The organism is Pseudomonas fluorescens, assembly GCF_900215245.1.
Lineage (GTDB): Bacteria > Pseudomonadota > Gammaproteobacteria > Pseudomonadales > Pseudomonadaceae > Aquipseudomonas > Aquipseudomonas fluorescens.
In genome coordinates this window covers 6318640-6332257 of the sequence record NZ_LT907842.1, presented here as the reverse complement: position 1 = coordinate 6332257, position 13618 = coordinate 6318640, and the positions used below count along the sequence as shown (strand labels likewise).

The 13618-nt window shown below is 62.4% G+C and carries 13 protein-coding genes; 9 read left to right on the top strand and 4 right to left on the bottom strand.

Annotated elements, in window-relative coordinates; all coding sequences use genetic code 11:
• Positions 1-3 precede the first annotated feature (3 nt).
• Entirely contained in the window at positions 4-1113 is a 1110-nt protein-coding gene (locus tag CPH89_RS29225) for a 2-aminoethylphosphonate--pyruvate transaminase (RefSeq protein ID WP_053256941.1), read from the bottom strand.
• A 114-nt stretch (positions 1114-1227) separates the two neighbouring features.
• Here CPH89_RS29225 and CPH89_RS29220 point away from each other — a divergent pair, with 114 nt between their 5' ends.
• Entirely contained in the window at positions 1228-2085 is an 858-nt protein-coding gene (locus CPH89_RS29220) for a LysR substrate-binding domain-containing protein (protein WP_017136483.1), read from the top strand.
• 117 nt (positions 2086-2202) lie between these two features.
• Here CPH89_RS29220 and CPH89_RS29215 read toward each other — a convergent pair whose 3' ends face one another.
• The gene (locus CPH89_RS29215) at positions 2203-3075 is read right to left on the bottom strand and encodes a LysR substrate-binding domain-containing protein (RefSeq protein WP_017136484.1); all 873 of its coding nucleotides are present in this window, start codon (positions 3073-3075) and stop codon (positions 2203-2205) included.
• A 255-nt stretch (positions 3076-3330) separates the two neighbouring features.
• Here CPH89_RS29215 and CPH89_RS29210 point away from each other — a divergent pair, with 255 nt between their 5' ends.
• Together CPH89_RS29210 and CPH89_RS29205 are read left to right on the top strand one after the other, a co-directional pair.
• Positions 3331-4644: an MFS transporter gene (locus CPH89_RS29210; RefSeq protein WP_053256940.1), complete on the top strand. Its 1314-nt coding sequence runs from the start codon at positions 3331-3333 to the stop codon at positions 4642-4644.
• 110 nt (positions 4645-4754) lie between these two features.
• Positions 4755-5462 carry a YebC/PmpR family DNA-binding transcriptional regulator gene (locus CPH89_RS29205; protein ID WP_015884705.1) on the top strand — a complete coding sequence of 236 codons (708 nt, stop codon included), beginning with the start codon at positions 4755-4757 and terminating at the stop codon, positions 5460-5462.
• Positions 5463-5584: 122 nt separating this feature from the next.
• Here CPH89_RS29205 and CPH89_RS29200 read toward each other — a convergent pair whose 3' ends face one another.
• Positions 5585-6889 carry a leucine-rich repeat-containing protein kinase family protein gene (locus CPH89_RS29200; RefSeq protein WP_053258000.1) on the bottom strand — a complete coding sequence of 435 codons (1305 nt, stop codon included), beginning with the start codon at positions 6887-6889 and terminating at the stop codon, positions 5585-5587.
• Between the two features lie 39 nt (positions 6890-6928).
• Entirely contained in the window at positions 6929-8023 is a 1095-nt protein-coding gene (gene zapE / locus CPH89_RS29195; RefSeq protein WP_053256939.1) for a cell division protein ZapE, read from the bottom strand.
• 188 nt (positions 8024-8211) lie between these two features.
• Between zapE and CPH89_RS29190 the strand changes: the two genes are divergently transcribed.
• The 6 genes from CPH89_RS29190 to CPH89_RS29165 are packed head-to-tail and all read left to right on the top strand — an operon-like array spanning position 8212 to position 13579.
• Positions 8212-8739: a Csu type fimbrial protein gene (locus CPH89_RS29190; RefSeq protein WP_053256938.1), complete on the top strand. Its 528-nt coding sequence runs from the start codon at positions 8212-8214 to the stop codon at positions 8737-8739.
• Positions 8733-9275 (top strand): Csu type fimbrial protein, encoded by a 543-nt coding sequence (locus CPH89_RS29185; protein WP_053256937.1) that lies wholly within the window; start codon positions 8733-8735, stop codon positions 9273-9275. Before CPH89_RS29190 ends, CPH89_RS29185 begins: the two co-directional genes overlap by 7 nt.
• An 18-nt stretch (positions 9276-9293) precedes the next feature.
• Complete coding sequence (locus CPH89_RS29180) at positions 9294-9827, top strand: Csu type fimbrial protein (RefSeq protein ID WP_053257999.1); 534 nt, start codon at positions 9294-9296, stop codon at positions 9825-9827.
• Positions 9828-9832: 5 nt separating this feature from the next.
• Positions 9833-10330: a Csu type fimbrial protein gene (locus CPH89_RS29175; RefSeq protein ID WP_053256936.1), complete on the top strand. Its 498-nt coding sequence runs from the start codon at positions 9833-9835 to the stop codon at positions 10328-10330.
• Positions 10331-10357: 27 nt separating this feature from the next.
• A complete protein-coding gene (locus CPH89_RS29170; protein ID WP_053256935.1) occupies positions 10358-11143 on the top strand; it encodes a fimbrial biogenesis chaperone in 786 nt (261 codons plus the stop codon).
• A 42-nt stretch (positions 11144-11185) separates the two neighbouring features.
• On the top strand, positions 11186-13579 hold the full coding sequence (locus CPH89_RS29165) for a fimbria/pilus outer membrane usher protein (protein WP_053256934.1): 2394 nt from the start codon (positions 11186-11188) through the stop codon (positions 13577-13579).
• Positions 13580-13618: the final 39 nt, after the last annotated feature.

Genomic DNA, 13618 nt, shown 5'->3' with positions numbered 1-13618 from the left:
TAATCAGATGTCCAGCACTTCCATTTCTTGCAGCACCTGGCCGATCGCCTCGACCGCCGCCTGCATGCCCTGCGCGTCAACGTGGCCGATGCAGCCGACGCGGAAGGTTTCCACTTGGGTCAATTTGCCGGGGTAGAGAATGAAACCCTTGGCCTTGACCCGCTCGTAGAAGTCCTTGAACTGGTAGCGCGGGTCTTTTGGCGCATGGAAGGTGACGATGATCGGCGCCTGGATGGTGGCTGGCAGGAAGCTGCGCAGGCCGAGTGCGGCCATGCCGTCGAGCAGTGCCTGGCAGTTGTCGGCATAGCGTTGATGGCGTGCGGGCAGGCCGCCTTCTTCCTGGTATTGCAGCAAGGCTTCGTGCAGCGCGGCGACCACGTGGGTCGGCGGGGTGAAGCGCCATTGGCCGGTCTTGGCCATGTAGTTGTGCTGGTCGAACAAGTCCATTGCCAGGGAATGGCAGTTGCCTTGGGCGCCCGCCAGTGCCTGTTTGTCGGCGAAGACAAAGCCCATGCCCGGCACGCCTTCCAGGCACTTGCCCGAGGCGGCGATCAGCGCGTCAAACGGCACTTCGCGTGCGTCGATCGCCAGAGCGCCGAAGGAACTCATGGCGTCGATGATCAGGCGTTTATCGTGCTGTTTAACCACCTGCGCGATGTCCGGCAGCGGGTTGAGAATGCCGGTGCTGGTTTCGCAGTGGATCAACGCGACGTGAGTGATCGCCGGGTCGGCGTGCAGCAGGCGGTCGACGTCGGCGGCGGTAGTGGGTTCGTCTTCAGCGGTTTCGAAGGTGCTGAAGTCGCGGCCGAGCACTTCGCAGATCTTCGCCAGGCGCTTGCCGTAGGCGCCGTTGATCAGCACCAGTACCTTGCCGTTGCGCGGCACGAGGGTGCCAATGGCCGCTTCGACGGCAAAGGTGCCGCTGCCTTGCAGGGGCACGCAGTGGTGGCTGTCGGTGGCGTGCAGGATCGCCAGCAATTGTGTGCAGACGCTGGCGGTCAGTTGGTTGAAGCGGTCATCCCATGACCCCCAATCCACCATCATTGCCTGACGGGTGCGGTTCGAAGTCGTCAAGGGGCCAGGGGTTAGCAGGATCGGCGCGGCAGTGCTCATCTCAAGTCCTCGCAAGGTCATTGGGGGGTGAAGCTACGGCGCCTAAATTGCAGTTTGGCTTGTTATCAATCAAATTGTTTGTTGTTATGCGAGCTATCAGTGAGGCCGATACCTATGAATTTGTTTCAACTGCGTGCATTCGATGCCGTGGCCCGCGAGGGCAGCTTTACCCGTGCCGCCGCACGGCTGTTCATCAGCCAGCCGGCGGTGACCGGGCACATCAAGGCCCTGGAAGAGCACTACCAGATCGCGCTGTTGCGCCGTACCGCCCGGCGGGTGGAATTGACCGAGGAGGGCACGCGTCTGGCCGCGATCACTCGGGCAATTTTCGGCCTGGTGGATGAAGCGCAGGCGTTGCTCGAAGCCAATCGGCAGTTGCTCAGCGGACGCCTGGAAGTGGCCGCGGACGGCCCGCATCTGGTGATGCCGATGATCGCCAGCCTGCGTGCCCGTTACCCCGGCATCACCGTGAACCTGCGTCTGGGCAATGCCCAGGAAACCCTGGCGGCGCTGCTCTCCGAGCATGCGGATGTGGCGGTGCTGACGGAGGTGGAACCGCGCAATGGCCTGCACCTGCAGCCGTTGAGTGAGTCGCGGATTTGCGCGCTTGTCCCGGCCAGCCACCCGTGGGCGGCACTGCCCAAGGGCATTCGCCTGGAGCAGCTCAACGAGGTGATCATGGTATTGCGCGAGCCCAGCTCCATCACGCGGCGAACCTTCGATGATGCGTGTGGAGCTGCGGGTGTGCAGCCCAAGGTGCTGCTGGAACTGGACAGCCGCGAGGCGGTGACCGAAGCCGTGGCGGCCGAGTTGGGCGTGGGCGTGGTGTCGTCAATGGAAGTCAGCCAGGACCCGCGTGTGCAGGCCGTGACGATTCAGGGCGATGGGTTGTTGAACCGGCATATGCTCGGCTGTATGGAGCGGCGCCGCTCGTTGCGGCTGATTCAGGCGTTCTTTGAGTTGGCGTCTTGAGTTGAAGACCGAGTTGAGGCCATCGCGGGCAAGCCCGGCTCCCACATTGGTCCGGTTACTCAGGTACTACTCGGTCAACTGTGGGAGCCGGGCTTGCCCGCGATGAGGCCCTAAAACTCAGCGCAAACTGTCCCGCACAATATCGAGAAACGTCGCCACCACCCGCCTCGAACTCTGCTCCTTGAGGCACACCAGCGTTTCCTTCATGCGCTGGCTGCAATCGCGGATCGGCAGGGCATACACCCGCGAGTCGGCGCCGAGTTCCGCTGCCGACACCACGCCCACACCAATCCCCACCACCACCGCCTCCCGCGCGGCTTCGCGGCCTTCCACCTGGATCGCCGGGCGGATGCGCAGCCCGGCCTGACGCATTTCCTGCTCCAGGGTCTGACGGGTGACCGAGCCGATTTCCCGCAGTACCAGCGGCGTGTCATCCAGGTCGGCGAGGCAGATGGATTCACGCCCGGCCCACGGGTGGTTGCGCGCGACAAAGGCGAGTAGCTGCTCATCGGGCAGCGGCAACGACAGCAGGCGTTCATCGTCGACATCGCGCCCCAGCAGGGCCAGGTCGGCCTGGTAGTTGTACAGGCGAAACAGCGATTCATCCGTGTTGCCGGTTTCGATCTTCACGCTGATCCCCGGATACAACTGGCAGAAGCGTGCGATCTGCGGCAACACGTGCACGGGCGCGTCCACGGCCAGGGTGAGGGTGCCGGTGAGCAGGGCGCGGGAGTCTTGCAACAGTTCTTCGGCTTCGGCCTCGATCACAAACAGGCGCTGGGTGATGCCGAGCAGACGCTCGCCCAGGTCGGTGAGGCGCACGGCGCGTTTGTTGCGGTGAAACAGCAGCACGCCGAAGCGTTCTTCGAGCTTGCGCACCTGGTCGGAAATCGCCGGTTGCGTCAGGAACAGGCGTTCAGCGGCCTGAGTGAAACTGCCGTGTACGGCCACGGCGTGGAAGGCTTTGAGCTGGGCGTGGGAAACCGACATCGCAGATCCTCTTACAAGCTGAGCTTATAGGTGAAATACGATAAATCGATTTTACCTATTAGTCAGCCATTGCTTTGATACGCCAACCGCCGACGGCTGAGTCCTACAACCGCGGCGGCCATGGGTTCTGGCAAACCGGACCCATCTGACCAATGCCGCGCCCTCCAGGGCTTGGCATTGCAGTGCTCAACCATAAAAACAACAGGCATTTGCTTCTAGATCCTGCCGGCACACTCACCTGAGGTCAGAACCACAATGAATATCCAAACGGGTAGCATCAAGCGTTGGCGCGTGCAGATTTTCGCCATCACCTGGCTGGCGTACGCCGCGTTCTATTTCACTCGCAAAGCGTTTTCGGTGGCCAAGCTGGGCATCGTCGATGACCCCAGTTTCCCCCTCGACAAAATGATGATGGCCAACCTTGATGGCCTGTACCTGGCGGCCTATGCCGTGGGGCAATTCACCTGGGGCATGCTGGCGGACCGCTTCGGGCCACGGGTGGTGGTGCTGGGCGGATTGTTGATTTCTGCCGCAGCGGCGGTGGTGATGGGCACCTTTGCCACCTTGCCGATTTTTATCAGTTGCATGTTGATCCAGGGGCTGGCGCAGTCCACCGGCTGGTCGGGGCTGTGCAAAAACCTCGGCAGTTTCTTCCCGGCGCAGCAACGCGGGCGTGTGTTGGGGTTGTGGAGTTCGTGCTACGCCTTTGGTGGCCTGGTGGCATCGCCCTTTGCCGGCTGGTGGGCTTACACGCTGATCGGCACGTGGCATGCGGCGTTTATTTCCAGCGCGGCGGTGGTGGCGGTGGTGGCTGTGCTGTTCTTTATCTTCCAGCGCAATACACCGCAGGATGTCGGCTTGCCGGCTGTTGAGCCGGAGCCGGTCGTGGCGGCCGACACACAGCGAGTCAGCGTGCTGGAACCGCTGCGCGCGATCCTGCGTAACCGTACGGTGCTGGTCTTGGGCCTGGCGTACTTTCTGTTGAAACCGGCGCGTTACGCGATCCTGTTGTGGGGGCCGGTGATCGTTTATGAGCAAATGCCCTCGGTGGGCAAGGTGGGTGCGGCCATCGTGCCCACGGCGTTCGAGTTGGCCGGGTTGCTGGGGCCGATCATGATCGGGCTGGCGTCCGACAAACTCTTCGGCGCCCGGCGCATGCCGGCCTGTGTGCTCAGCCTGCTGGCGCTGACCGTGGCCCTGGCGTTGTTCATGGGCGCGCTGCACACCGGTAGCGTGATGCTGGTGATGGCCCTGCTGTTTGTGATGGGCCTGACGCTGTATGGGCCTGACTCGATGATCAGCAGCACGGCGGCCATCGACTTCGGCACCGCCAAGGCCGGCGCCACGGCCGCAGGCTTTGTGAACGGTTGCGGTTCGGTGGGGGCGATCCTTGGCGGCCTGCTGCCGGGCTACTTCGATACGGTCACGGTGTTTATCGTATTTGCCGGCGCGGCGTTGTTTTCTTCACTGGTGCTGATGCCTTACTGGAACGCCAGGCCCGCCGCGCTGGCGCAGGTTGGCGACTTTGTGCCCGACCGCAACGTCACGATCAAACCCTTGCGTACCTGAGGCACTTGGCCGGTTTTTTGGTGGATTAGAGTGTTTTTGCGCTATAAACTCTGCCCCCAAAGCGCCGGCCAGTAGACGTTTCGGCGCGATGGACGAAAAGAGAGTGAGTCATGGGCGCACAGTGGAAAGTCAAACATAAAGAAGCGGCATCCAATGCCAAGGGCAAGATCTTCGGCAAGCTGGTGAAAGAAATCACCATCGCCGCCCGCAACGGCGCCGACACCGCGACCAACGCCCACCTGCGTTTGGTGGTAGAACAGGCCAAAAAGGCCTCGATGCCCAAGGAAACCCTGGAACGCGCGATCAAGAAGGGCGCCGGTCTGCTCGGCGAAACCGTGCAGTACCACCGCGTGACCTACGAAGGTTTTGCCCCGCACCAGGTGCCGCTGATCGTTGAATGCGTGACCGACAACATCAACCGTACCGTGGCAGAAATCCGCGTGGCCTTCCGTAAGGGCCAACTGGGCGCTTCCGGTTCCGTGGCGTGGGACTTCAACCACGTCGGCCTGATCGAAGCCTCGCCGGACAGCCCGGACGCCGACCCGGAAATGGCCGCCATTGAAGCCGGCGCACAGGATTTTGAAGACGGCGAAGAAGAAGGCACCACCTTGTTCATCACCGAAACCACCGACCTCGATGCCGTGCAAAAAGCGCTGCCGGAGCAGGGTTTCACCGTGCTGTCGGCCAAGCTGGGCTATATCTCGAAGAACCCGGTGAGCGGCTTGAGCGATGAGCAGATGGCCGAAGTCGAAGCCTTCCTGGAAGGCCTGGACAACCACGATGACGTGCAGGATATGTTCGTCGGTCTGGCCGGCTGATTTGTAGCTGAATATATGCAGTAAAAATGTGAGAGCGGGCTTGCTCGCGAATGCAGTGTGTCAGTCGCCAGATCAGCTGACTGACACGCCGCATTCGCGAGCAAGCCCGCTCCCACATTGGTTTAGTGGTTTGGCAGAGACCTCAGCAGCGCTTCGATCTCTTCGAAGCCCGGTCGCGCCAACACATCCGGCTGGCAGCATCGTTTCTGCAGGTCTAGCAGTGCCTCGTCGTTGAACGCGGTGTCGACCCGCTCCAGCAATTCCCCCAGCAACACCCCAAACGCGCGCACTTCGATGCGCTGCAATGCCCGGGTTTCCAAGGTGTCCGCCGTGGCATGGAACGACGCCGCGCCGAAGTCCCCGAGCAAGCAATCGCCTGCCGCATTCCACAAAATATTGTGGCCGTACAAATCGCCGTGGGTGATGCCGTGCCGGTGTAAGTGGGCTGCCACCGAGGCAATGCCGCGTGCCATGCGCAACGCCACTTCAACGCTGAAACGCGTGTCCGGCGCGTAGATATCGCGCGTGCAGGACGCCAGGCTCGGCAATGCCGCCAGGTTGCGGTAGCTCGGATCGATCAGGTCCATGACCAGTGCGGCTTGGTCATCGGGATGACCGTTGATGCGGCCTTCTACCTTGATCAGGTTGGGGTGTAAACCGGCGGCGATGCACGCCTGCATTTCATGCAGCGGTGAACCGTCGCTGGTGATCGTGCCTTTGTACAGTTTGACGGCCACAGGCTTGGCCGCTGCTGCCCACCGCGCTTTACGAATGATCCCCGAGGCGCCTTCGCCGAGCACTTCGCCCAGGTCCAGTTCTGACCAGGGAATGTTCGGCGTCACGTCATCAGCGGCCACGTCCACGGCCATTTCCACCGGGTTACCGGCATAGGCCAGCCACGTCAGGCTCGGCAGCGTCAGCAGCCATTCCGGCAGTTGGGTCAGACGGTTGGAGGCGATGCGGATCAGCTCCAGGTTTTTGCAGTTGGCCAGGCTCTCCGGCAGGTGCTCCAGATGGTTGCCGGCCAGCATCAGTTTCTGCAGCAACGGCCGCTCGCCCAATTCGCTGGGCAGTTGGCTGATGCAGTTGTCGGTGAGGATCAGCCAGCGTAGCTGCGGCGGCAGCGCGGCGGCGGGTACATGGCTGATCTGGTTGGCCTTGAAGCCGATCATGCTTAACTGGGCGCACTGGCCCAGGCATTCGGGCAGCGCGGTAAAGGCGTTGTCCGAACAGAACAGCACCCGCAAGTGCGACAGGCGATGCAGGTCGTCCGGCAGGCTGCTCAGGGCGTTACCCGTGAGGTTGAGGATTTCCAGGGTGTCGGCCAGCTCGAAGATCTCTTGCGGGAATTCGGTCAGCCCGCAGGACAGGTCCAGACGCTTGGTACCGGCCAATTGGCCAGTCTTGAGTTGGTCGAGGGTATTCATGAACGGCGCGGTCACTCGGCAATAGGCGGTAAAAGGCGCTCATGATACCGGGTCGGGCGCACGTTGCGGGCAGACGGTTTGCAATTGGTTCAGGCGGCTGGCAGTGCGGGCGAGGTCGATGGCCTGGCCTTCCAGAGACGCGGTCAACGGCTGTTGGCCGATCAGGGTCAGGCGTTTGTCCTGGTCGTAGAGCACGTCTACCAAGTTGATAAAACGCTGCTGCACAGCAATGGGACACTCGGCCAGTGGCGGCAGGCCATCGATCACCCAGTGGTCGAAGTCCACGCATAGCAGCAGGTAATCCATGACGGCTGTGAGCTGTTCGCACAGGTCATTGAAGGTGAACACGATGGTGCGCGCCTGATGGCCGCGGCAAACCAGCTGGCGGTTGCCGACCGTCAGGGCGTGTGCCGGGCCCTGTGTGGCGGGCAACCCGAGCGCTTCACGCTGGTCGGTGGTACCCGGCCATACATACTGGCCGCCGGTAAAGCGCTGTTCGGTATGGGCCTGGGGCAAGCTGCGAAAGTCCTCGGGCGAGCTGACCTCCAACACCGCCATACGCGCGGCGATCAGGTCAATCACCGGCTTGAACCGCTCGTGGTACAGCGGGTTGGGCAGCAACCCTTCGGGCGCATAGTTGGAGGTCACCAGCACCAGCACGCCGCGCTGGAACAACGCTTTGAACAACCGGCTGATGAGCATGGCATCGCCGATGTCGTGGACGTGGAATTCGTCGAAACACATCACCCGGCAACCCGCCAGCAGCTCATTCAGGGTGGCGGCCAGGGCGTCGTCATGCTCACGGTGCTTGAACATGCCTCGGTGCAGGCGGGCAAAAAACGTGTGGAAGTGCACGCGCTGCTTCTCGGCAATCGGCAGTGCCTGGAAAAAGCCATCCAGCAGCCAGCTTTTGCCACGCCCCACCGGGCCATACAAGTAAAGGCTGCGGGTGGGGCGCCCGGTGAGCAGGTGCTGGGTTTCGCGAGCGAGGGCAGTGATTGCCCGGGTTTGGCCGGCACTGAGGGTATAGCCCTGCTGCTCGGCCTTCGTCTGAAAAAAACGCGCGATCGGGGACGCGTCCGGGGTAGCCGTTTTGTTACCGAGCAGACGCTGAATCAAGGAAAGCACAGCCAATGCGATTCACTCTGTATTTCTGTGGTCCCTCACTTTAGGGCGCTCGGCGTGATTTGACCAATAGAGAAGGGCGCCGGCAGCTATCTCGAAAAGGCATGGATGGCGGCAAAACCTGACCGAACTGGCGGTTTATCGTTAAATGGCTAACCTCATACAAAGTTGTCACCCCTGTATAAGGAATTGGGGCTGTGAAGGGACGAGCAGTATTGGCAGTAATGGGCGCCATGCTCTGTAACACGTTGCACGCTGCGCAACTTCAGGTTGAGGTGCGCATTGAAGTGCAGCGCGGTTGTCAGCTGGTGGGCACCACCCGCAGTGCTGGCATCGAGCAACTTGGCGTACTGGATTTCGGCAGCGGCCCGCGTCTGGACGACGCGGCCGGCCCGCTCAGTGCGGCGCTGATCAGCCAGCGCCAACCGCGCCTGGAATGCAACCCTGATACACCTTACCAAGTGCGCGTGGATGGCGGCCTGCATGGCGGCACGGGCGAAGTGCGCTACCTGACCACCGCCACACCCTCCACCCCACCCATCGCTTACCGACTCTACGCCGACGCCGCGCGGCGTATCCCCTTGCCCGTGAATGAGCCCCTGAGCGGTCGCGTGCCGGACTCCGGCAGTGTCGATCTGCCGTTGTACGGGCGCATTGAACCGCTCAAGGACATCCCCGCCGTCGGTCGCTACACCGACCTGCTCAAGGTCACGGTCACATGGTAAGCCGGGGCTGGGCCCTCGTGGCGATGGGCGGCCTGTTGCTGCTGGCCGACGACGCCCAGGCGGCAGTCACCGGGCAGATCCACGCACGCCTGGTGATCACTGCCAGTTGCCAGGTAAGCAAAGGCGTTGAGGGCGCACCGGTCAGCCCTTCGGGCGGCGGTGCATTGCTCGACTTCGGTAGCCAGGGCCCGACATGGAGCAACCCATTGGGCGCCGGGGTGACTGACGGCGCCAGTGCCCCGGTGTCGGTGTCGTGCAACCCCTCGGTGGTCAGCAGCTTCACGGTGACCATTGACGGCGGTGCCCACGGTGACGGCACCACGCGACGCCTGAGCAACGGGCGCTACACCATTCCGTATCGGCTGTCCGCTGACGCGCTAGGCCACATCGCCTACAGCATCGGCCAGCAACACAATTTCGTCGTGGCCAAGGGCACACAAGTACCGATCCCGGTATTCGGCTCGGTGGTGGCGAATACCAGGGCCCTACCGGCCGGCATCTACACAGACACCCTGACGGTGACTCTGGATTGGTAAACCATGAGGATGAAGATCATGCATGCACTCGTATCGAAAGCCGTTTTTCCATTAATAGCGCTGGTGTGGGTGTCGGGCGCGCAGGCGGCGACCGTGGCCGGCACCGTGAGCGCGACCCTGGTGCTGACCAGCAGCTGCCAGGTCAATGGCGCGGCGGCCACCGGCGGGATGAGCTTCGGTAACTTGAACTTCGGTACGGCCAATAGCCTGTTCACCGAAGCCGATGGCCAGGTGTTGGGCGGAGGCGGCGGGGCGTTGTCGATTCTGTGCTCGGCGGGTACCACGCCGACATTGACGGTGTCTGCCGGCGCCAATGACGGCAAGTCCACGGGCGGCGCGCGCGCACTGTATGACGGCGTCGCCAATTACGTGCCCTACGATCTGTATACCGACAGTGGCCATTCGAATTTGCTGGCAATCGGTGGGGTGATCAACCTGGCGCCCAGTACCGGTGTGGCTCAAGCCGTGAATATTTACGGCAAAGCCAATGGCAAGGCGGGGCTGCCGGCCGGTACTTACACCGACACGGTTAACGTGACCCTGACGTTCTGAGAGCCATGAGCCGTGCAGCGTGGGCGTTGGCGGTGTGCATCGGCTGGGGAATGCCGGTGTCGCTGCAGGCGGTAACGAGCCAGTCGTTCCAGGTCAGCGCGACCATCACCCCCGGCTGCCTGGTGGTCGGCGGTGGCGCCAATTACGGCAGCCTGGCCTTCGGCACGTATTCGGCACTGGCAACCAGCACGGCGACCGTCGCGCTTACCGGTGGCGTGACCCTGCAATGTACCCCGGGGGTTGCGCTGAATATGACGGTTGATGGCGGTTTGCATAACAACAGCGGCCGCCGCCTGCAGCTCAATAGCGGCAGTGCGCAGGTTGGCTATCAGCTGTTTCGCGACGCGGCCTTCAGCCAGAGCCTTGGGATCAGCCAAAGCGTCAGCGTGGCTTACAGCAACGCCGCGAATATTACCTTGCCAATTTATGGGCGAGTGCAGTTACCGGGTAATCAGCCTGGGGGGACGTACAGCGACACATTGCAGGTGCAACTGTCGTGGTAAAGCGATTGGCAATGAGGAGTAAGACTTATGTATGCAGCGTCCCGGCACTGGTGGGCAGCGGGTTTGAGCGGGTTGTTGGGGTTGGCGGCGGGGCAGGCCCAGGCGGCCAGTTCAGTGCTGATCTGGCCGATTGATCCGGTGCTGGAGGCCGATCAACAGGCCAGCGCACTGTGGCTGGAAAATCGCGGCACGGAAACCGCCAACCTGCAAATCCGCGTGTTTGCCTGGTCCCAGAGCGGCTTCGATGAGCAGTACCAGAACCAGCGCGACGTGATCGGCAGCCCGCCGGTGGCGAAAATCGAACCGGGCCAGAAGCAGTTGGTGCGCCTGACCCGTACCAAACAAGTGCCACCGGGCCAGGAGCTGGCCTATCGCATCATCATCGATGAGATCCCTTCGGCGACGCCTCCACCGGCGCCTGCGGATGGCAAGACTGCCGCTGCGATCCGTTTCCAAATGCGTTATTCGGTGCCCTTGTTCTCTTATGGCCCCGGCCTTTGGAGCAAGGTTGACGGCACACGCGACCGTGACCCCAAGAGCGCGGGCAAGCCGGACTTGAGCTGGAAAAAAGTCACCGTGGGCGGGCGCAACTACGTCGAAATGCGCAACCAGGGTGCCGTGCACGCGCGCTTGACCGATGCCACATTCAAGCAGGGCGGCCAACCTCGTCCGCTGGTGGAAGGCTTGATGGGGTATGTACTGCCGGGTGCGACCATGCGCTGGCCAGTACCGGCTGGACTGCCGGCCGATCAGCCGCTGCAGGTACGCGTCAATGGTGCAACGCAATTGGAGAGCCTTGCGCCGGGGCGATAAAACACTGCTTGTCGGGCAAGGATCAGCCCGTTGTGTTAACGGATGGAGATGTCCATTGATGGACACAAAGCCTTGGTGAGCCTCGATAGGGCTCGTTGTCTATGGCGATCGGTGTGGGTGGTCAGTGGCTTGTCCGGGCTGGTGCTTGCGCCGCTGGGCGCGGCCGCGCCGTTGCCGCCCCCGCCGAGCAGTATGGAGGCTGTTGCCGATGCACAGTTATTCCTGGAGTTGGTGGTCAATCAGCGGGACACCGGCCGCGTGGTCGCCGTCAATCAGCGCGCTGGGCAGCTGTTTTTACCGGCGTCGGTGTTGCAGGAAGTCGGCATGAAACTGCCGGGTGAGGTCCCCGTCGAAGTGGCGCTGGAACGTCTGCCTGGCCTGCACACCGATTACGACAGCCAGGGCCAGCGGCTGATACTCACGGTGCCACCCGCCTGGTTGCCGGAGCAGTTTATCGGCAGTCGTGACAATTACCCGCGTACCCAGGCACTCACCAGTTTTGGCGCGTTGCTCAACTACGATGCTTACCTCAACGATACGGATGACGCGGGCACCTACCTCGGCATCTTCAACGAAGTCAGGCTGTTCGATACCTGGGGCACCTTGTCCAATACCGGCCAGTACCGCACCACCCTTGGCCGGGAGACCGTCGGCAGCAGCCTGGACAATGGCTATCGGCGCTATGACACCACCTGGCGATTCTCCGACGATGAGCGCTTGTTGACCTATGAAGCGGGCGACGTCATCAGCGCTGCCTTGCCGTGGAGCAGCTCGGTGCGCCTGGGCGGCGTGCAAGTGTCGCGGGACTTCGGGGTGCGCCCGGACCTGGTCACCTACCCGTTGCCGCAGTTTGCCGGGGAGGCGGCCGTACCGTCGTCGGTGGACCTGTTTATCAACGGTTATAAATCCAGCAGCGCCGATCTTCAGCCCGGCCCCTACACCCTCACCAATGTGCCGTTTATCAACGGCGCCGGGGAGGCAGTGGTAGTCACTACAGATACGCTGGGGCGACAGGTCTCGACCACGGTGCCGTTCTATGTCACCAGCACCCTGTTGCAAAAGGGCTTGTCAGACTTCTCAGTGGCAGCCGGTAACCTGCGCCGCGATTACACCCTGCGCGATTTCGGCTACGGCCCCGGCGTGGCCAGCGGCACCTTTCGTTACGGGCTGTCGGACACGGTTACCCTGGAAAGCCACGCCGAAGCCTCCAATGACCTGACCCTGGGCGGTGTGGGCGGCAACCTGCGCGTCGGCAATCTCGGCGTGCTCAACACGGCTATCAGCCAAAGCCGGTATGACGGCCGCACCGGGCAGCAATTGAGCCTGGGCTACCACTACAGCAACCCGCGTTACAGCCTGTCGTATCAGCGCGTGGAGCGCCGCGATCAATATGCTGACCTGAGCCTGATCGACACCCCCTACGCCAGCCTCAGCAAGCGCAGCCAGCAGGCGACTCTGAGCGTTAACCTCAACGAGTTCGGCAGCCTGGGCGTGGGCTATTTTGATGTGCAGGCGGCCGACAACTCTCGCACCCGCCTGGTGAACATGACCTGGAGCAAGTCGCTGTGGCGCAACAGCAGTTTTTACCTGTCCGCCAACCATGAAGTCGGTGACAGCAGCTGGGCGGTGCAGGCCCAAGTGGTGGTGCCCTTCGACGTCTACGGCAGTCTTAGCCTGGGCACAGAGCGCAGTAAAACCGGGCAAAGCCAGCAGCGGGTCAATTACAGCCGTGCGGTGCCTGTCGAGGGGGGCGTGGGCTTCAACCTGGGTTACGCCAGCGGCGATGGGCCGGCCTATCGTCAGGCTGACCTGACCTGGCGCCTGCAGTCGGTGCAGTTGCAGGCGGGCGTGTATGGCAGCAGCGATGCGCAAACACGCTGGGCAGACGCTACCGGCTCGCTGGTATGGATGGACAATCAAGTGTTCGCCGCCAACCGCGTCAACGATGCGTTTGTGGTGGTGAGCACGGATGGCGTAGGGGGCGTGCCGGTGCGCTACGAAAATCAGGTGGTCGGCGAAACCGACCGCCACGGCCACCTGTTGGTGCCGTGGACCAGCGCCTACTACCGCGCCAAATATGAGATCGACCCGTTGAACCTGCCGTCCAACGTACAAGTGCCGAATGTGGAGCAACGGGTTGCCGTGCGCCGGGGCAGCGGCTATTTGCTTGAGTTCCCGCTGCGCCGGGTGCTCGCAGCGAGCATCACGCTGATCGATGCCCGGCATCAGGAACTGCCCCTGGGCAGCCAGGTACGCCATGAGCAAAGCGGTGCCCTGGCGGTGGTGGGCTGGGACGGCCTGGTGTACCTGGAAAACCTGGCGGCCCATAACACATTGCAAGTCAGCGTCGGTGACGGCCAGACCTGCCAGGCAACATTCGAGCTGGATACCACGCAAGCGCAGGTGCCGCTGATCGGGCCATTGGTGTGCCAATGACATAAGGAGTGTGTGTGTGCGGGTCAAGGAATGGCTGTT